Genomic DNA, 19,026 nt, shown 5'->3' with positions numbered 1-19,026 from the left:
TATTGATTTGCGAGAATTTCATGAACGCGACTGCCTCCCCCCAGTTCACTCAAGCTCAACTCACCCAAGCCGCTCGCCAAGCGTTGACGCTGATGGATTTGACCAGCCTGAACGACAGCGACACCGACAGCGTGATCGAATCGCTGTGCCAGCAGGTGAAGACGCCGTTCGGCAACCCGGCGGCGGTTTGCGTTTATCCGCAGTTCATCGTCACCGCTGCCCGCGCGCTTAGCGCCCACAAGCTGGATGGTCAGGTCAAAATCGCTACCGTGACCAACTTCCCCCACGGCGGCGACGACATCATGGGCGCTGCCCGTGAAACCCGCGAAGCCGTGGCGTCTGGCGCTCACGAAGTCGACGTAGTGTTCCCCTACCGCGCGCTAATGGCAGGCGACGAAGAGACCGGCCGCGAGCTGGTAGAAATGTGTAAAGCCGCCTGCGGCGGACAAGCCCAGCTAAAAGTCATCATTGAATCTGGCGAACTCAAAGAGCCTGCGCTTATCCAACGCGCTAGCGAGCTGGCCATTGAAGGTGGCGCGGACTTCATCAAGACCTCCACTGGCAAAGTGCCGGTGAACGCTACCCTGGAAGCCGCCGAGATTATGCTCAAGGCGATCAAAGCCAGCGGCAAAGACGTTGGCTTCAAAGCCGCAGGTGGCGTACGCAGCGCTGAAGACGCCGCCGAGTACCTCGCGCTGGCCGCTGACATTATGGGCCCGCAGTGGGTGACGCCCGATCACTTCCGGTTCGGTGCATCCAGCCTGCTAAATAACTTATTGAACACGCTAAACGGCAATGCTGATGCCGTGACGAATGGAGGCTACTAAATGCCGTCTAACGCTTCTCACCACTCCCTGCTCCCCCAAGAACTGATTCGCCTGAAGCGCGACGGCCAGCCGCTGCCCGCTGAAGAGATCAAAGCCTGCGTAGAGGGCATCGCCGACGACCGCATCAGCGACGCGCAGATTGGCGCCTTCACCATGTCGGTGTTTTTAAACGGCATGAGCCGCGAAGAAGTCGTGGCACTGACCACCGCCACGCGGGACTCTGGCCACGTTATGCAGTGGGATTCGCTCAACCTGCCCGGCCCGATTGTAGACAAACACTCCACTGGCGGCGTGGGTGACTTGGTATCGCTGGTGCTCGGCCCCTGGGTCGCCGCCTGCGGCGCGTTTGTGCCGATGATTTCTGGCCGCGGCCTGGGCCACACCCGCGGCACGCTGGATAAGCTGGAATCAATCCCCGGCTACGACCCCTACCCCGCGCCCGAGCGCTTCAGCGATGTCGTAAAATCCACCGGCGTGGCGATCATCGGCCAAACCGGCAACCTCGCCCCTGCGGATAAACGCATCTACGGCGTGCGCGACGTGACCGCCACCGTGGAATCCATTCCGCTGATTACCGCTTCCATCCTGGGTAAAAAGCTAGCCTCTGGCCTGGATGCTCTGGTGATGGACGTTAAGGTCGGCAGCGGCGCGTTCATGCCCACCCCGGAAAAATCCCGCGTGCTGGCGAAAAGTATCGCCAACGTCGCGACCCAAGCGGGCACTCCCACCACCGCGCTGCTCACCGATATGAGCCAGCCGCTGGCCCCCTGTGCCGGTCACGCGGTAGAAATCGTCGAAACCCTGGCGCTACTGCGCGGCGAGCGCTCCAACAGCCGCGTGATGCAGGTCACTCGTGAACTCGCCGTTGAGATGCTGATTGTAGGCAAACTCGTCGCCAGCCGCGAAGAAGCCCTCACCAAGTTGGATAAAGCGCTCACCTCTGGCGCGGCGGCGGAAGTCTTCGCCCGCATGGTGCGCGAACTGGGCGGCCCTGCCGACTTTATGGAGCGCTCGGACAGCTACCTGGCCCTCGCCCCGGTGATTCAAGCGGTGTACCCCGAACAGAGCGGCATCGTCCAGCGCTTCGATACCCGCGCCGTGGGCATGAGCGTGGTGGAACTGGGCGGTGGCCGCCTGCGTAACGACGCCAGCGTCGATCACAGCGTTGGCTTTAGCGATATCGTCGAGATCGGCGACCATGTGGATAGCCAGCGTCCGCTGGCTATTGTTCACGCCCGCACCGAAGAGGCCGCCGCCCGCGCCGCCGCCCAGCTACGTGCGGCGGTCACCATCGGTGACGCTGAAGCCACCGCCGACACACTGCTGCAAGAGACCTTCCGAGGAGAAGCCTAATGCGCCGTGCCGTTGTCTTAGTACTCGACTCTTTTGGAATCGGTAGCGCGCCTGATGCCGCGACCTTTGGCGACCAGGGTGCCGACACCCTAGGCCACATCGCCGCTGCTTGCGCCCGGGGCGAAGCAGATACCGCCGAGCGTTCCGGCCCGTTCTAGCTCCCCAATATGGCCGCGCTCGGCCTGTTCCACGCCCACCGGGATGCCACCGGTAGCGTGGCGGAAGGCGTCAGCCTGCCCGAGCAGTTGAACGGCGCTTACGCCCACGCCAAAGAGATCTCCAGCGGGAAAGACACCCCTTCCGGCCACTGGGAAATTGCCGGTGTGCCAGTGCGCTTCGACTGGGGTTACTTCAGTGACAAAACCGATAGTTTTCCTCAAGTGCTGTTGGACAGCATCGTCGAGCAGGCAGACCTGCCCGGCGTAATCGGCAACTGCCACGCCTCGGGCACCGAAATCATTGCCCGCCTGGGCGAAGAACATATCGCCACCGGCAAACCCATCGTGTACACCTCGGCGGACTCCGTGTTCCAGATTGCCGCCCACGAAGAGCACTTTGACCTAGAGCGCCTCTACAAGCTGTGCGAAACCGTTCGCTAACTGCTGGAGCCCTACAACATTGGCCGTGTGATCGCCCGCCCGTTTACCGGCGACGACCGCAAAAGCTTTGCCCGCACCGGCAACCGCCGCGACTACAGCGTTGAGCCGCCCAGCCCCACCGTGCTGCAAAAGCTCGCCGACGCCGGTGGTGAAGTGGTGTCGATTGGCAAGATCGCCGACATCTACGCCCACTGCGGCATTACCCACAAGGTCAAAGCCAGCGGCCACGACGCGCTGATGGAAGCCACCCTGGCTGAAGTGGCGCGCACCGCCAACGAAACCAGCGACCGCCCGACCATGATCATGACCAACTTCGTGGATTTCGATTCGGTCTATGGCCACCGCCGGGACGTTCCGGGCTACGCTGCCGCGCTGGAGCACTTCGATGCTCGCCTGCCGGAGCTGCTCGCCGCCCTCAACGACGACGACCTGCTGCTGCTCACCGCCGACCACGGCTGCGACCCTAGTTGGGAAGGCACCGAGCACACCCGCGAATACGTGCCGATCATGGTACGCGGCGCAGGTGTCGCCCCCGGCCCGCTGGGCGAGCGCGGCACCTTCGCCGACATTGGCCAAACCCTTGCGGCGTTCTTCGCCGTAGACGCCATGGCCGATGGCGAGAGCTTTTTACCGAACGCGGCGTAAAGGCCGACAACCCCACTAGCACGCTGATGTGCACGGCCTGAATGCCACTGATTGGGTTATTCAGGCCAAACATTTTTTAGAGAGGAGTGTTCCATGGCTACCCCACATATCAATGCCGAGAAGGGCGATTTCGCCGATACCGTACTGATGCCCGGCGACCCGCTGCGCGCCAAGTACATCGCGGATACGTACCTGGAGAACGTGCGCCAAGTGAACGACGTGCGCAGCATGTTCGGCTACACCGGCACCTACAAAGGCCGCGAGATTTCCGTAATGGGCCACGGTATGGGCATCCCTTCCGTCTCCATTTACGCCAAAGAGCTGATTACCGATTACGGCGTGAAGTCGATCATTCGCGTCGGCTCCTGCGGCGCGGTACGCGACGATGTCAACGTGCGCGACGTGGTGATTGGCATGGGCGCCTGCACCGACTCCAAAGTGAACCGCATGCGCTTCAACGACCACGACTTCGCTGCCATCGCCGATTTCGAGCTGACCAGCCACGCCGTTGCGGCCGCCAAAGCGCAGAACGTGCCGGTCAAAGTCGGCAACATCTTCTCTGCGGACCTGTTCTACAACCCGCAAACCGATATGGCTGAGCTGATGAAGCGCTACGGCATCGTCGGCGTTGAGATGGAAGCCGCTGGCCTGTACGGCGTGGCAGCCGAGTTCGGTGCCCGCGCACTGACCATCTGCACCGTGTCTGACCCATTCTGAAAGGCGACTCGCTCTCCAGCGCCGACCGTCAAACCACCTTCAACGACATGATGGTGATTGCGCTCGACACCGTTCTGCGCGACGACGCTGCCAACGCTTAATCGCTTGGAATCAAGCGCACACTGAGAGGATAACGCCATGAGCCAAGCGGATCAGGCATTGGTAGACACGCTGTTGACCACCCTGGGCAACGCCTACGCGCCCTACTCCAACCACCCGGTCGCTGCCGTCATGGAGTGCCCGGATGGACAGCAGTTTGCCGGTAGTAACGTGGAAGTGGCCCACTACAAAGGGCTATGCGCCGAAGCCTCGGCCATCTCTGCCATGATTACCGCTGGCCAGCGCGAACTTGCCAAGGTGTACGTGATGGGTCCTGGCGAGCATCTCTGCACGCCCTGCGGCGACTGCCGCCAGCGCATTCGCGAGTTCGCCACCCCCAGCACGCAAATCATGGTGCTCTCCAAGCAGGGTGACGTGCTAAAAACCTACACCATGGACAGCCTGCTGCCCGATGCCTTCGGCCCAGAGCAGTTGCAAGCCGTTAAGAGGTTTCTCGCAACACCAGCGCCACCGGCAGCGACACGTGCCGGGGCGCTTTTCCCGCCAGCGCTTCGCTCAATAGCTCAACACTCATCGCCGCAATGGCCGCAATATCCTGGCGCACCGTAGTTAAACCCGTGGCCAAGGTGGGCAGGTCATCAAAGCCGGTAACGGCCACGTCTTCAGGTACGCGAATATCGCGATCTTCGAGCGCGGCGACACAGCCGAGCGCCAGCTCGTCGGTGGCGCAGACCAGCGCATCGAACGGTAGTGGATCGTAATGGTTGAGAATACGGTTAAGGTAGCGGTAGCTGGTCAGGGAGTCGGAAGTAAACCGATGGGGCAGGCTCAGTAGCTGCTCGCTTAGCGCTGCCTCTGCCATCGCTTGCTGGTAACCGGAAAGGCGGCTGTGGGGGCGCGGTACGTCCAACTCTCCGCCCACGAAGGCAATCCGCGTTCGCCCTTGTTGAATCAGATGCTGAGTGATCTGGTATAGCCCCGAGACATCGTCCGGAGCCACCGAAAAGCCTTCCCCCGCATTGCCAATGCGCACAAACGGTATGCCCGCCGCACGCAGTACGCCTGGGCGCTCATCCTCTCCCGTTTCCCCTAACAAAATCGCCGCGCCCGCCCGTTCGGGCAGCTCATGGGTTTGGTCATGGTGGAAAAAGATCGGCACCATGCCCTGCTGGTGCAGCGCGACGGTTAAGTGCTGATAGAGCAGACTATAGTAAGGGCGCAGTTCGATATCCTGCCGCCCAAGGGAGATTCCTACGACGGCGGCTTTGCCGCTGATGAGCTGCCGCGCCGCCGCGCTGGGCTGATAGGCTACTTCGCGGCTGATGGTGAGAATCTTGTCGCGCAGCGCGTCGCTGATCCCCGGCTTGCCGTTCAGCGCCCGGCTTACCGAGGCAATCGATACCTCGGCGCGCCGGGCAATTTCACGAATGGTGGCGGTTTGCGCGCTCGGTTTGTTCTGTTTCATGCCATGCCTCAGCCAGTCGGGCCCTGATTGTACAAAAAGCGGGGCCGAAAATCGCTGAATGCACGGACGCTAACGTCGCTCGCGCTACCAGCCACGCCGTCCCAGTCTCGCCAATTCGCTATCCAACTGCTGCACCGCCTGCTCCGGCGTGATACTGCCGGACAGCGCATCGTGCACGCGGTTGAAGATCGCGTTGGAGACCCGCGGATAGGCATCGCCGGTAATGCTGGCCGGGCGCGGCACGCCGTTCATCACCGTCTCATACAGCTCACCGATAAACGGCTGAGCGGCCAGCACGTCTTCATCTTCATAGAGCGCTGGGCGCGTGGGGTTGCGGCCAAACTCGATGGCGTGGGCTTTTTGCTGCGCTTCAGCGGTGAGATAAGCCACCAGGTCAGCGGCCGCCTGCGGCTCATCCGAGTAACGGGAAACCGCCCAGTTCCAACCGCCTAGCGTTGCCACCGACTGCCCTTCTGGCCCGCTGGGCAGCGGCGCTACGCTGAACTTGTTCTGGATCGGCGTGCCGTCCGCTTGGCCCAGCGACCACGCGTAGGGCCAGTTACGCATAAACACCGCGTTGCCCGCCTGGAAAACGCCGCGAGCCTGCTCTTCCATGTAGTTACGCACACCTTCTGGACTGATATCCCCCACCCAAGAAGCCGCTAGCGCCAGGGCTTCCACCGCCTGGGGGTTGTTCACCGTGACCTGCCCCCCGGCATCCACGAACGTACCGCCGCCGTAGCTCGCCACCCACTCCAGCGCGTTGGTGGTCAGCCCTTCGTAAGCGCGCCCTTGAAAGACGAAACCATGCATGCGCTCGTTACCCGCTTCCCGCTCGGCGTTTTGAATGCGTCGGGCGGTGTCGGTCAGCGCTTGCCACGTCTGCGGCACGTCAGCGCCGTACTGCTCAAGCAGGTCGTGGCGGTAGTAAAGCAGTCCGGCATCGGTAAACCACGGCAGCGCGACCAGCTTGCCATGCACGGTGTGTTTCTCCATCAGCGAGGGAATAAATCCTTCTGCTGCGCCTTCCGGCAAGTAATCGTGCAAATCCACCAAGTGCTCTGCCAGCAGGCCCGGCCAGACGATATCCACCATCAGCACATCAACATCCTGCGATTGGCTGCCCAACAGCTGTTGATAAAGCGAGAGCTTTTCGGTGGGCGAAGCGGGCGTGGTGACGATATTGACCTGATGGCCGTTGGCCTCGGCCCAGCGCTGCGATAGCTCCGGGCAGAAATCCGCCGCCCCACCGTCGCCACAGGCAACGGTGATCTCGGCGGCCATCGCAGGCAGCGTCGTGGGCAGCAGGGTCAGCATTAGCAGCGATGTTTTCAGTGGTTGGCGCATCGTGGAGTCCTCATCTTGTTATTGGGTGTCTTGCGTTTAGAAGATGCGTAATTAAACGGTCTCGTTAGCTGGCAATCGCCAGGCTGCGGTCCTCCAAACTGGAAACAAAGCAGGCGTCCAGCACGGTTTGAATGGCCGCACCGCGGGCAAAATCGGGCTGGTCGTTCTCCCCCGTGCGAATGCTCTCGATAAAGCGCTGATAAATGCTGGGCGTGGGCGGCGCTTTAACGGTGCTCCAGCGGGCTGGATGCACATCGTCGTTCAGGCATACCTGTACGTCGTCTTTAGAGGCATCCAGATCCACACGAATCGCGCCTTTATCACCGTGAACGCTCAGCGTTAGCGAGTTGTGGTGGCCGGTGGCCCAACGGGTCGCTTGGATAGTACCCATGGCGCCGTTGGCAAAGCGCACGCGCATCAGCGCGGTGTCGTTGGCGTCAGCACGTAGTCGCCAATGCGGTTATCCGGCGCTTTATCGAAGCAGGTCAGCTCGCAGTTCACCCGAGTGATATCGCCCACCGGGAAGCTGGCGAAATCGACGATATGCACGCCCACATCGCCTAGCACCCCTTTGCTGCCGTGCGCTTCCGAGAGCCGCCATAGCCACTGGCTTTCTTGGTCCCAGCGGCCCCAGGCATTGCTCACCAGCCAGCTTTGGCGGTAGCTGGCGTCTACATGGCGCACGGTACCAATCGCGCCGCCGGTAATCAGCGCGCGGGCGTGCTGAATGGCGGGGGCGTCCCGGTAGCTCAGGTTGACCATGTTGGTGACGTTGGCGGCCTGGGCGGCGGCGGCCATCTCATGGGCATCCTCGGCGTTGGTGGCTAGGGGCTTTTCACACAGAATGTGTTTACCTGCGGCAATGGCAGCCAGCGACGTGACCTTGTGTACGCCATCCGGAGTGACGTTGCTCACCGCGTGGATATCGTCCCGGGCCAACATGGCGTCCAGGTCTTGATACACGTCAGCAATGCCGTGGCGCTCGGCAAACGCTTGGGCTTTAGGATAGTCTCGGTCGCAAACGGCCACGACCTCAACGCCTTCGATGCGGCCATAGTGCTTGGCGTGTTCGCCCGCCATGCTGCCGGCGCCAATAATTGCTAAACGGATCATTTGAAGCCCTCCTCGCCGGGTTTATGCAGGCTTTCACCTTTGATTTCGACCGGGTTGGGCGCCTGGTCGGCGGGCACGTTGGGACAGCTATCGATCCAGCGTGAGCCTTCCGGCTGTGCCCAGACAACGGCATTTTTGAGCACCCGATTCACCTGCTCGTCGTAGTAGATCGGATAGGTTTCATGGCCGGGTCGGAAGTAGAAAATCTTGCCGTTGCCACGCTTGTAGGTCAGGCCGGAGCGAAACACTTCACCGCCTTCAAAGGCGCTGATAAAGATCACTTCGTCCGGGTTAGGTACCGCAAATGGCTCGCCGTACATTTCGGTATGGGGCAGCTCCAGATAATCCCCTAGGCCCTGCACGATGGGGTGGCCAGGATTAACGACCCAAAGGCGCTCACGCTCACCGGCTTCTCGCCATTTCAGCGAGCAGGTAGTCCCCATCAGCCGTTTGAAGATTTTGGAGTAGTGGCCGGAGTGCAGCACGATCAAGCCCATGCCCTGCAGCACGCGTTTTTGCACCCGATCAACGGTCTCTTCCAGCACGTCGACGTGGGCAGCGTGGCCCCACCATAGCAGCACGTCGGTATTCTCCAGTGTCTCCTCGCTGAGCCCTTGTTCTGGGTCTTGCAGCGTGACGGCGGTGGCGGACAGCGCCTCTGACTCATTCAAACCGTCGGCGATGCACTGGTGCATGCCGGTTGGGTAAATGCGTGCTACCACCTCGTTGGTTTGCTCGTGGACGTTTTCGCCCCACACGGTGACGTTAAGGGTCATCTGTTCTCCTCATACAGCTCTGGCAGTTGAATCAAAAGGGCATTAATTAGAGCCTCAAGCGTTAAAGTAAACGTTTACGGCCAACACGTAAACGTTTACTAAAATGCAACTTTAGTCATATCTATGCGTATATCCTGGTGATGAACACTATTGGCATCGCGGCGAGGTTATCCGTATTCTGAGACGTAAACACGCGCTTTAGAGTGAATAACTAACTGTTCTAACAGTAGGAGAACGCCATGGCTGGTTTACTGCCCAACGTCGATCCCGACGGCTTGCTTGAGTACTCAGTGGTCTACACGGACCGCTCCTTGAATCACATGTCACAACAGTTTCAAACGGTGATGCGCGATATTTCTGCCACGTTGAAAGAGGTGTATAACGCACACGCGGCGGTCATCGTGCCCGGTAGCGGCACCTTTGGTATGGAAGCAGTGGCGCGTCAGTTTGCTTCTTGACCAGAAAACGCTGGTCATCCGCAACGGCTGGTTTAGGCTATCGCTGGACGCAAATTATTGAAATGGGTCGCTTAACTGAACAGCACACCGTACTTAAAGCACGACGCCTGAATGCCGTTGAGCCACACTCCTCCTTTCAGCCAGTGCCCATTGACGAGGCCGTTGCGCGAATTCACAGCGAGCAACCCGCAGTAGTATTTGCGCCTCAGGTCGAAACCTCCGCAGGCTTGCTGCTTCCAGATGACTATATTCAGGCGCTAGCGCAGGCAACTCACGCGGTAGGTGGCCTGTTCGTATTGGATGCCATTGCTGCTGGTACCCTATGGGTAGATATGCAGGCACTGGGCATTGATGTGGTAGTGAGTGCGCCGCAGAAAGGATGGAGTGGGTCCCCCTGCTGCGCCATGGTGATGCTCTCAGAGCGTGCCACCCAGCGCTTGAACGAGACCCAGAGCAATAGCTTCGCCTGTGACCTGAGCAAGTGGCATAGCATCATGCAGGCCTATGAGAACGGTGGGCACGCTTATCATGCCACTATGCCCACAGATGCCTTGCGAACACTGCGCGATATCATGCAAGAGACACGCGACTACGGTTTTGCCAAAGTTAAAGAGGAGCAGCAGGCGATTGGACGTGAAGTACGCGCCATGCTGAAACGCCACGGATTTATAAGCGTTGCTGCACCAGGCTTTGAAGCACCCGGCGTAGTGGTGTGCTATAGCGAGGATAGCGGCCTGGTGGGCAAGCTTGCCCAGGCGGGCGTGCAAGTGGCAGGCGGTGTACCGCTGATGTGCGATGAGGGCGACAACTTCCAAACTTTCCGCATAGGCCTGTTTGGGCTGGATAAGCTGCACCATACGGAGCGCAGCGTGGAGAGCCTGGAACAAGCAATCAAGGCAGTCTCATAAGGTAGAAAATGCCCGCTAGTGCATAGCTGCATAGCGGGCACGATCAACGACTCCCTCAACACTATTGGTCTGGTTACGAGAGGAGTATTCAGACCACAGGAAAGGCGCTGTCAAAGACTATATATACCCCACACCCCGAGGCATCATGCCCAGGTGGTTTTCAACTCGGGTAACGCCCGGCACGTTCTCAGCAGCCACCGTCACCGCCTGTTTCTGCTCAAGGGATTCAACCAACCCCCAGACGGCCACCACGCCGCCATCCACAATCACACTGATGCCTGCAGTTTGCACGCCTGTGTGGTGCTCCACCTCATTCAGAATGGCCTCCCGTATCTGGCGGTCATCCGTAGGCGACTGCGTTGATGCGACCACTGCGTTGGCAATACCTTGCAGCAAATTGGCGCGGCTGACGATGCCCACTAACCTGCCTTCACGCACAACCGGCACGCGCTTAATGTGGTGCTTTTCTAACAGCCGGGCAATGGTATGTAGCGGCGTGTTCTCTTCAACGGTCATGGGGTTCGGGGTCATCACTTCATGGGCTTTACGACCATGAGACTTAACATAGTCGCCAGCATCCTTGCCGCCGCTGAACAGCGTCAACCACCACGAGTGGCCATGCTCGCTGTCATCTTTTACCCGACGCATCAAATCGCCTTCGCTGACAATCCCAACCACCCGGTGCTCATCATCTACCACGGGAACCGCACTGATCCGGTGTTTGAGCAACAGTTGTGCAATGTCACGCACTTCAGTATCGGGCCCTACACTTACCACTTTGGGTGTCATGATATCGATAGCTTGCATGGTTATCCTCCTTGCGCCCAGCCCTTGAGTCAGCCCTCTTTTCAAGGCTCACCTGCCTATTCTTTGAGACTAGTTCGCTGCAGAAAATTTACCCATACCAGCTAAGTATCTAAGCCCGCGCGTTGAGACTATTTTGATCTAACGCAGTTTATTGCCATTTTGTTCAGCGCTGCTCTCCGCGACTCTTTCCACCGCGACGATGCCAGAACGGCTGACCACGACCTTCCAACGGGCAAGATAGGGCGTGTCCTCGCTGCCGGTTTCACGTATCACTAGGTTGAACAGGTGGCGCCGCTCAACACTCTCCCGCACTGATTGGCCCTCTTTTAAACGGTAGATGTGATGTTTCTCTTTGCTCATTAGGCGGGTCAGCATCGAGAGGTCGATATGCAGCGTTTCGCGGGTGTGTTCATAACCACTGAGAAAGCGCGTCGGCGACATACGTGAGCTGGAGCGGTAGTGCATCACCACCTCGTCACGCTGGGCCACGGTGCGCCGCCGCATCTGCTGAATATCGCTATCCAGAGCAGAGTAGCGCTTGTAGTCGAACCACTCAAGCTGCCGCCCCACCAGGGCGTTTCGGGTGGGGTCGATGTATTGGCGACGCCACTTGGGACGGCCGCGACGCAGCCAGCGCCATAGGGTGTTACGCAGATCGTCTTTGAAAACTTCCCGCAGCGCATAGAGCAGCGCCATGGCCAGTACAAACAGTGCGGTAATATCCCCTAGGGCGTTGCGTAGCTGCAGAACACCCAGCGACACAAACGCCATCACCACCGCCGTGGCCAGCGCTTTGACCGCCTTTTGTTCGCCGCTACCCAGCTCCAGGGCACGCTGCTTGAGGGTGATCGGTTGCTCAATCAGGCGCCGCAGCAGGCGCATTTTATTCGACATGCGAGTCGGATCTTCCATGACCCGTTCAGCGTTGTACTCCTGGGCCTGACGGTACTCCCCTTCGCGCTGGCAAATGTTAATAAAGCGCCGCTTGATATCACTAAACGGCCCGCCCCGTGGCATATGCGCGACTAGGGCTAATAGCTGCTGTTCGGTAAACCAGGAGAGGTAGTTGTCAATATTGGCAAAGTATTTGTACAGCCGCTCGTCACTGGGCGGATTGCGCCGTAGGCGTTTTAATATGCCGTCACTGAGATCGCTCATCTCGGCGAGCTGCTCGCTCAGCGCGTCGGCTTTCTCTTGCCAAGCGGAGGGGTCATCGCCTGGCTCCCGACGCAGTTTACGGGCATCAGAAAGCAGTTGTTGCGTGGTGCGCTCCAATGCACCCACGTATTGATAGGCGTAAAGGCTGAGGCTGAGGCGGTAAGAGTCGCTGCCCAACTGGTTACGGCTGGCCAGTCGGCTATGGACCAGCGGCAGATGGTATTCATCGCTGTAGTAGGTGCGCGAGACGCTAATCGCACCGTGGTAAAATGCCTCTTCGGAGATGACTTGGGGGCTTAACCCCAGCTCTTTGGGCACAAACAGATACACATCGAGCGTATGCGACGTTTCTTCTTTTAGCCGCCGCGACAGGCGTAGCTGGAAACTATTTTTACGCTCAACGTTGATCACCTCACTAATCTCCTACTTCATTGCCAAACACGATGATATACCATGGTTAATTCGCCATAGTGGTCTGCTAAACAGAGGCTACGGTTTACTACTTCGCCTTGGAGCTAGGGAATGTCCATCGCCCGTTTTTCACCCTTTGAGCTGCTGCTGCTCAAAAGCCGCAGCCAAGTGGATACGGCTACACTGCTACTGCTGGGCTGGGTGCTGGTGCACCGCCAGCACGTCTCGGAAGGCCAGCGGCGTCGCCGTTTGGCCCAGGTGACGGCGCAGTTTCGCCACGGGCATGAACTAGGGCCGGTGATGAGCATTGCCCACAGCCAAGACCTGCACGCCATCCAGCTCGCCGCCGAGGTAGTGCGCAAAGAGTGCTCTAAAGAGCGTAGCCTGAGTGTGATGCACCAGGCGATTACTGTCGCGACAGACGACGGTGATATCTCGCTTGCCAATCATTATATCCTGCGTTTTTTAGCCGATTTGCTAAACGTAGCTCCAGCCACCTTGGGCACGCTTTTTCAAGAGCTGACCGGCCAGCCCTTGCGCCCACCAGAAGACCCAAGCCGAGACGCCTATTGGCAAACCCACGACCCGGCTTATTACGCCCAGAAGGCGCAAGAAGAGGCCGACGCCGCCCAACGCGAGAAGGCATCGCAAGAACAGGCTGAACAGCAGCAGCGGGCCAAAGCGGATAAACAGCAGGAAAAGAAGCAGAAACAGCAGGAAAAAAAGCAGCAAAAAGAGGACGCCCGCCGTGCCAAAGCGCGGGCGGAGCAGTCCAGCGCCGAACAGGCCAGAGCAGAGAGAGCCAGAGCCGAGCAAGCGCGTCAGGAGCAGGCCCGGCAAGAGCAGGCGCGCCAGGAAGAAGCTCGGCGACGCCACTATCAGCGCAGCAGCCCTCCACCGCCTGACCGCACCACCCGCGCCCTGGCCGTGCTGGGGTTAACCCCCGGCGCGAGCAAAACTGACGTGCGCCGGGCGTATCGGCGCATGGCCCAACTCCACCACCCTGACCGTTTCTATTCCGAAAGTGAGCATCAGGTAGCGCTGGCGTCGGCACGTTTTCAACGTATCAAAAATGCCTATGATTACCTGATGCAAACCTATTAACCGTTACCACTTGGGGAGTGATCACCTGGATTATGCGTGACCTGTATCAACGCCTCGCTCTGTCGCCTGACGCGAACGACCATCAGATCAACAGTGCCGTGGCCCGCTGCCCGAACAGCGCGCTACGCCAGGATGCCACGTCAGTGCTCGCCGTTGCCCCACACAGGGAAACCTACGATACTCTTCACCACACGCTGAGCGACATTGGGCGCCTGCGCGCCCGGTTGGGCCTAACCCATGGCGCCCACTGGCAGGGCGATGTGGCCAATGATTTTTCGCTGCCGCCGGATAACGCGATCTCCCGCCACGATGAGCTAGTCGACCGCGTCAGCCACGCGGTCTCGCTCTATAACCGCTGGCGTCGCCTGCGCGGGCCTTGGTTACTCATCTCCGTTTTCACCGTGGGGGCGGGCATAGGCCTCGCTTTGGGGTTTGCCTTGAGCCTGGGGCTTGGCATGGGCTGAAGCACCGTTGCGCTCCCGCTCATCCTGGCGTATTTCTGCCTGGGTGGGCCGCGGTGCGGGCTTCGGCGGCGCAGGCTTTTTATGCGCCTCGTCCTGTGCAGAAGCGCTGCTCTCCTCGCCCCGCTCCATGCTTAAATCGGTGCCGGAGGTGTCTTCCATACGCGACTCTGAGCGTGCCTCCATGCTGACACTCAAACGCGGTACGCCCAGATCGATCTCTTGTGCTTCCATGCGCTGCTTCAGCAGCAGATTGAAGGCGCGGGAAACATCCCACTGCATTTCCGGCGCGGTGCGAAAGCGCATCCGCAAAATCGGGCAGCCCTCTTCAAAGCCCTGCACGCCCTGCATCTCCAGCGGCGACCAAATATAGTGGCGCATCATCGGGTCTTTACGCAGCTCCTGGGCGGTCTCCTGCATGAGGGTAATCGCATCGTCGATTTTCATATCGAACGGAATACGAATACGCATCAGGGCAATGCCGAACTGGCGGGACATATTGTGGATCGACTCAATGCGGCTAAAGGTGATGATATGCACCACGCCATCCAGGTCTCTCAGCCGCACCGTGCGCAGTGTTAACCCTTCTACTGTGCCCATATGGCCGTTGATTTGCACAAAGTCATCCACCGCCAACGAGTCTTCAATCAGAATAAAAATACCCGGTGATTAAATCCTGCACCAGGGTTTGGGCACCAAAACCAATCGCCAGACCGATCACACCGGCACCCGCCAGCAGTGGCGTGACGTTCACCCCAAGGTTGGCTAGCCCCGCAATCACCGCGATGATCAAAATAGCGACAAAAATCACGTTGCGAATCATCGGCGTAATGGTTTGCGCCCGCGCCTGGTTCACGCGCCGCCCGCGGGAGCGAGCCGACGACGTCAACGCCCGCTGAATGGCCGTATCGGCAAAAATCCATACCAGCCAGGCCAGCAAAATCGTAGCACCAAGGCTCACCAGCGCTTGCCCGATCCGGGCGCTCGCCACGGCCTGCTGCCCCAGCCCAAACAGCGACCCTCCCCATACCTGCATGGAGAGCTCGGCAAACACCATCCACGCGCAGATATGCGCCAGCACAAAGCCAAAGCGCTCTAAGCGCTTGCGGTACTGGCTAAAACGGCGGCGATGACGGCGTTTATTAAGCCGCTCTGATTGCCGACGCAACAGCCCAGTGACCACTAGCGTTAATACCAGCAGGCTGGCAGAGACAATCGAGCGTGCCAGGGCCGTGCCCACATCGCCCACGGTAATAAAAATCGCCAGCAGCGAGCCGCCCACCATCAATAGCGCGGGGATATGCCAAAGCCCGCCCAGGGCACGAATCATCTCAACAGCGGCGCTGGCATCCCGGCGCTGCTTGTAAGGCCGGTTGCAAATCAGATGGCGTATAGGGCGCTGAAACTTAAAGATAAAGCGCGCCGATAGCAGTGCTGCCAGCATGTTCGCCAGCACCGATACCAAGCCGGAAAGCTCTGCGCCTAGTAGTTCTACTAAGCGCGTGGAGTTCACCGCATCGCCCAGAGCAATCAACGCGCCAATCACAAACAGGCCACGCAGCGCTTTATGCTGTAGCACCTGCACCGCGGGGAAGCGATGGCCCCGACTGAAGAAGGCGATCACGGTCTCAAACACTACCGAGAGCGCGCGGCCACATAGGCAGATATATGCCACCACCAGCACCACGGCACGCCCTGGGCTGTAAGGCAGGATTTGACCAATACCGAGCGTAATGGCAAACGCCAGCGTCCACGGCAGCATGCGACGTAAAAAGTGCACCGCCAGTAGCCACGCTTTGGGGTCGCGGGGAAGATCCAACGGCCAGTGGCGACGCGTGGCGACTAAGCGGCCAAAGGCAATCATCACTACCAACAGCGCGCTCCATACAAAGGCCAGCACGGCGCCGTCGGCCACCGCGCGAATGGCCTCCCCTTGGTCAGCGCCATCATTTAAAGCGCGTAAGTCATCCGCCCCCTGCACTAGCTGGCGTGACCACTCGTCAATCGGTGAATCACCAGCCTGGGCCTGTTCGCCAATGTCGGTTAGCGTATCGGCCAGTGCACCTAGCAGGCCTTGCCTTACCACGCCCTCGTCTTCGGCCGCATCGGTGCTTACCTGAAGCTCCCGCAGCGACTCAAGTAGCGCAGTACGCTGCTGCTCGTTTTCGAGCATGGAGATCACATCGCTAAGCGAGCGCTGAAAATCTTCGTTACTTACCTCGGCCTGTTCCGACGAGTCGCCACCCGTCAGGTTAGGCAAGGAAACACTCTGCGCCAGTGCCGCCGCGCTGAGCAGCATGCTGAGCACTACGCCTACGATGATTTTGGTTATCCAGTGCTGTCGCACACGTCACTCCCGACATAGACCGGCCACAGGTACCGGTGATTAACATTTACTTCGTTGATTACGCTCAGCCTCAACGCGTGACTATGATAGGCTGACCCTTCAAACGTTCCTCTCAAGGATACCGAGATGACGCTGCAAGCCCCACCCAAACGCGTAAATAAAGATGGCCAAACACGCTGCGTCGGCGTTGAAATCGAGTTTGCCGGGCTACCGCCCCGCGAGACGGCTGAGCTGGTGCGCACGCTATTTGGTGGGGAGCTTAACGTGGTCAGCCCTCATCGGCTACAGGTGGAAGGCACACGTTGGGGAGAGTTTGGCATTGAGCTGGATACCCAATACGCCCACCCTGATAAAGCACTGCTGGAAGAGCACCATGAAAGCGACAGTGAATGGGCGCGCCAGCAGCACCAGCGGCGAGTAGAGTTTCACCAAAAAACCCGCGAGCTGATCGGCGATATGGTGACCGGCTTGGTGCCCACCGAAATCGTCTGCCCGCCTATTCCTTGGGACGAGCTAGAAACACTCGATACGCTCTTTGAAACGCTGCGGGAAAAAGGCGCCAAAAGGCACCGATGCCAGCCTGCTCTATGGTTTTGGACTACACCTGAACCCTGAGGTGGAAAGCCAGGAGGTGGAGTACCTGCTCGCCATGATGCGCGCCTACCTGCTGCTGGCCAATTGGCTGCGTGAAGAAATTAAGGTGGATATCACCCGCGAAGTGCTGCCTCACGCCAACCCGTTTCACAAAGAGTATGCCCTGAAGGTGCTGGACGTCCGCTACCAACCGGATCTAGATACCTTTATCGACGACTATTTACACTATAACCCGACTCGTAATCGGGAGTTGGATCTGCTCCCGCTGTTTGCCTATTTGCGCCCCGACCACCCCCACGAGCTGCTGCATGGCGAGCTCACCAAACCGCGCCCGACCTTTCACTACCGCTTACCTAACGCGCAGCTCTCTCAGCCGGGCTGGGGGTCAGTGGTGGAGTGGAACCGCTGGGTAGAGGTAGAGAAGCTGGCTGCTGACGACCAAGTATTGCGGGCGCGCTGCGATGAGTACATCGACGAGCATAGCAAGCCATGGTGGGCCCGCTTAAAAACTAAGCTACTGAGGCCATTTAGCGCTTCTTAAAACGACGCTCCCCCTTCACCCTACTGGAAAGACGAGACGCCGCCTGCATGCCTCGACCACTCATCGGAATTACCACCTCGGATCGTAAAAGCCAGCTTGCCTGGTGCTTTGACTGGTTTGCCGTATGGCGTCACGGCGGCAAACCGCTACGTCTGTCGCCCTCTCGCCCTATGCCCGAGCACCTGGATGGGCTGATCATCGGCGGCGGCGATGATATTCAAGCGCAACTGTACGGCGGCGAAGTCCAGCTCGACGTGCGCTTGGACCCCGCCCGGGACGAGTTAGAATTGAGCTTGTTGAATCGGTTCATTCCGCAAAACACGCCGGTGCTTGGCATCTGCCGGGGCGCTCAGTTAATTAACGTACATTTGGGCGGCACGCTGGACCCCGATATTTATACGACCCATGAAGGGTTGAAGCGGCGTCGCACCGTGCTGCCGCGTAAAACGGTGGATATCGCCGGAGACAGCCAACTGTATCAACTGCTGGGAGTGACTTGGTGCCGTGTGAATAGCCTACATCACCAGGCCGTTAACCAGGCGGGAAAAGGCATTAAAATCGTCGCGAGAGACAGAGATGGACTGGTACAGGGGATCGAGTCCGAAGCTCACGACTTTCTGATTGGTGTACAGTGGCACCCCGAGTGGCTGATTTTCAACCGCCCCCAGCAGCGCTTGATTAGCGCGCTGGTGGGGGCTGCCCAACAAGGGCGCGAACGAATTAGCCGTTGAGCACCGCGAGAGCCGCTTCGTAATCCGGCTCGTCTTTCAGCTCGCTTACCAGCTCGCTATGTAGCACGCGGTTGTCCGCATCCAGTACGACGACCGCGCGGGCACACAGCCCTTCCATGCTGTTGTTACACAGCGCCACGCCCCAGGCTTCCTGGAACTCCCGATGGCGGAAGGTGGAGAGCGTCTCAACGTTATCCAGCCCTTCGGCTCCGCAGAAGCGCTTGGCGGCGAACGGCAGGTCAGCCGAGACTACCAGTACAACGGTATCTTGCAGGCTGGAGGCCAGCTCATTAAACCGCCGGGTAGACATCGCACAGGTGGGCGTGTCCACACTGGGTATAATGTTCAACACTTTACGTTTGCCTTGGTAGGTGTCCAGCGTGACATCTTCCAGGTCGCTGTTGGTCAGCGTCATCGCCGGGGCAGCTTGCCCAACGACAGGTAGAGTACCTGCTACATCTATCGGCTGCCCTGCACGAGTAATCTGTTGCATATCAAGCTCCTAATGTATGGTAAAACGGTAATTAAACAAGACGTTTCAGCTTACAGCGTAATGACCTGATTCGGCTATCTTTCCACCGCCGCGACACGATAACGAGAATGC

General features: G+C 59.3%; 13 protein-coding genes and 6 pseudogenes. 10 read left to right on the top strand and 9 right to left on the bottom strand.

From position 1 onward, the window contains the following. Positions 1-20 precede the first annotated feature (20 nt). The 5 genes and pseudogenes from deoC to cdd all read left to right on the top strand — a co-directional run. Positions 21-827 carry a deoxyribose-phosphate aldolase gene (gene deoC, locus B4967_RS10695; protein ID WP_083025154.1) on the top strand — a complete coding sequence of 269 codons (807 nt, stop codon included), beginning with the start codon at positions 21-23 and terminating at the stop codon, positions 825-827. After that, positions 828-2,180 carry a thymidine phosphorylase gene (deoA, locus tag B4967_RS10690; protein WP_083025153.1) on the top strand — a complete coding sequence of 451 codons (1,353 nt, stop codon included), beginning with the start codon at positions 828-830 and terminating at the stop codon, positions 2,178-2,180. Further along, a pseudogene (locus B4967_RS10685) lies at positions 2,180-3,424 on the top strand (phosphopentomutase). Before deoA ends, B4967_RS10685 begins: the two are co-directional and overlap by 1 nt. 93 nt (positions 3,425-3,517) lie before the next feature. Further along, positions 3,518-4,242: pseudogene (gene deoD / locus B4967_RS10680) on the top strand (purine-nucleoside phosphorylase). Positions 4,243-4,279: 37 nt separating this feature from the next. Next, positions 4,280-4,675, top strand: a pseudogene (gene cdd / locus B4967_RS10675) (cytidine deaminase); the annotation flags it as partial. A gap of 7 nt (positions 4,676-4,682) precedes the next feature. On the opposite strand, the gene B4967_RS10670 reads toward cdd, so the two are convergent. From B4967_RS10670 to B4967_RS10655, 5 genes are all read right to left on the bottom strand, one after another. Beyond that, a complete protein-coding gene (locus B4967_RS10670; RefSeq protein ID WP_083025151.1) occupies positions 4,683-5,666 on the bottom strand; it encodes a LacI family DNA-binding transcriptional regulator in 984 nt (327 codons plus the stop codon). Positions 5,667-5,750: 84 nt separating this feature from the next. Then, positions 5,751-7,013: an ABC transporter substrate-binding protein gene (locus tag B4967_RS10665; protein ID WP_083025149.1), complete on the bottom strand. Its 1,263-nt coding sequence runs from the start codon at positions 7,011-7,013 to the stop codon at positions 5,751-5,753. A 64-nt stretch (positions 7,014-7,077) separates the two neighbouring features. Further along, complete coding sequence (locus B4967_RS19470) at positions 7,078-7,431, bottom strand: Gfo/Idh/MocA family oxidoreductase (protein ID WP_243470519.1); 354 nt, start codon at positions 7,429-7,431, stop codon at positions 7,078-7,080. Next, complete coding sequence (locus B4967_RS10660; protein ID WP_243470518.1) at positions 7,431-8,126, bottom strand: Gfo/Idh/MocA family protein; 696 nt, start codon at positions 8,124-8,126, stop codon at positions 7,431-7,433. Before B4967_RS10660 ends, B4967_RS19470 begins: the two co-directional genes overlap by 1 nt. Next, entirely contained in the window at positions 8,123-8,902 is a 780-nt protein-coding gene (locus tag B4967_RS10655) for a ThuA domain-containing protein (protein ID WP_083025148.1), read from the bottom strand. The genes B4967_RS10660 and B4967_RS10655 overlap by 4 nt, the downstream gene beginning before the upstream one ends. Before the next feature lie 239 nt (positions 8,903-9,141). Here B4967_RS10655 and B4967_RS10650 point away from each other — a divergent pair. Then, positions 9,142-10,268, top strand: a pseudogene (locus tag B4967_RS10650) (aminotransferase class V-fold PLP-dependent enzyme). A gap of 117 nt (positions 10,269-10,385) precedes the next feature. On the opposite strand, the gene B4967_RS10645 reads toward B4967_RS10650, so the two are convergent. Together B4967_RS10645 and B4967_RS10640 are read right to left on the bottom strand one after the other, a co-directional pair. Continuing rightward, complete coding sequence (locus B4967_RS10645; RefSeq protein ID WP_083025146.1) at positions 10,386-11,075, bottom strand: CBS domain-containing protein; 690 nt, start codon at positions 11,073-11,075, stop codon at positions 10,386-10,388. Positions 11,076-11,213: 138 nt separating this feature from the next. Continuing rightward, on the bottom strand, positions 11,214-12,644 hold the full coding sequence (locus tag B4967_RS10640) for a hypothetical protein (protein ID WP_083025144.1): 1,431 nt from the start codon (positions 12,642-12,644) through the stop codon (positions 11,214-11,216). Between the two features lie 111 nt (positions 12,645-12,755). On the opposite strand from B4967_RS10640, the gene B4967_RS10635 reads away from it, so the two are divergent. Then, entirely contained in the window at positions 12,756-13,748 is a 993-nt protein-coding gene (locus B4967_RS10635) for a DnaJ domain-containing protein (RefSeq protein WP_083025143.1), read from the top strand. A gap of 32 nt (positions 13,749-13,780) precedes the next feature. After that, complete coding sequence (locus B4967_RS10630; protein WP_083025141.1) at positions 13,781-14,212, top strand: hypothetical protein; 432 nt, start codon at positions 13,781-13,783, stop codon at positions 14,210-14,212. Here the strand turns inward: B4967_RS10630 and B4967_RS10625 are convergent. Beyond that, a pseudogene (locus B4967_RS10625) lies at positions 14,129-16,556 on the bottom strand (mechanosensitive ion channel domain-containing protein). The gene B4967_RS10630 and the pseudogene B4967_RS10625 overlap by 84 nt on opposite strands. Positions 16,557-16,682: 126 nt before the next feature. Between B4967_RS10625 and B4967_RS10620 the strand changes: the two are divergent. Together B4967_RS10620 and B4967_RS10615 are read left to right on the top strand one after the other, a co-directional pair. Further along, positions 16,683-17,691 (top strand): annotated as a pseudogene (locus B4967_RS10620) (amidoligase family protein). Positions 17,692-17,738: 47 nt separating this feature from the next. Beyond that, complete coding sequence (locus B4967_RS10615; protein WP_083025139.1) at positions 17,739-18,422, top strand: gamma-glutamyl-gamma-aminobutyrate hydrolase family protein; 684 nt, start codon at positions 17,739-17,741, stop codon at positions 18,420-18,422. Here the strand turns inward: B4967_RS10615 and tpx are convergent. Then, on the bottom strand, positions 18,412-18,915 hold the full coding sequence (gene tpx, locus B4967_RS10610; protein WP_054645311.1) for a thiol peroxidase: 504 nt from the start codon (positions 18,913-18,915) through the stop codon (positions 18,412-18,414). The genes B4967_RS10615 and tpx overlap by 11 nt on opposite strands. Positions 18,916-19,026 lie beyond the last annotated feature (111 nt).

It is taken from the genome of Vreelandella lionensis (assembly GCF_002087295.1).
Lineage (GTDB): Bacteria > Pseudomonadota > Gammaproteobacteria > Pseudomonadales > Halomonadaceae > Vreelandella > Vreelandella lionensis.
The sequence above is the reverse complement of the archived record's forward strand: the minus strand, read 5'-3'. Positions and strand labels throughout refer to the sequence as shown.

Coding starts and splice junctions, on each gene's coding strand:
- B4967_RS10615 (WP_083025139.1), top strand. CDS start 17,739: ATGCCTCGACCACTCATCGGAATTACCACCTCGGATCGTAAAAGCCAG.
- B4967_RS10665 (WP_083025149.1), bottom strand. CDS start 7,013: ATGCGCCAACCACTGAAAACATCGCTGCTAATGCTGACCCTGCTGCCC.
- deoA (WP_083025153.1), top strand. CDS start 828: ATGCCGTCTAACGCTTCTCACCACTCCCTGCTCCCCCAAGAACTGATT.
- B4967_RS10635 (WP_083025143.1), top strand. CDS start 12,756: ATGTCCATCGCCCGTTTTTCACCCTTTGAGCTGCTGCTGCTCAAAAGC.
- B4967_RS10660 (WP_243470518.1), bottom strand. CDS start 8,126: ATGATCCGTTTAGCAATTATTGGCGCCGGCAGCATGGCGGGCGAACAC.
- B4967_RS10630 (WP_083025141.1), top strand. CDS start 13,781: ATGCGTGACCTGTATCAACGCCTCGCTCTGTCGCCTGACGCGAACGAC.
- B4967_RS19470 (WP_243470519.1), bottom strand. CDS start 7,431: ATGCGCGTGCGCTTTGCCAACGGCGCCATGGGTACTATCCAAGCGACC.
- B4967_RS10655 (WP_083025148.1), bottom strand. CDS start 8,902: ATGACCCTTAACGTCACCGTGTGGGGCGAAAACGTCCACGAGCAAACC.
- tpx (WP_054645311.1), bottom strand. CDS start 18,915: ATGCAACAGATTACTCGTGCAGGGCAGCCGATAGATGTAGCAGGTACT.
- B4967_RS10670 (WP_083025151.1), bottom strand. CDS start 5,666: ATGAAACAGAACAAACCGAGCGCGCAAACCGCCACCATTCGTGAAATT.
- deoC (WP_083025154.1), top strand. CDS start 21: ATGAACGCGACTGCCTCCCCCCAGTTCACTCAAGCTCAACTCACCCAA.
- B4967_RS10645 (WP_083025146.1), bottom strand. CDS start 11,075: ATGCAAGCTATCGATATCATGACACCCAAAGTGGTAAGTGTAGGGCCC.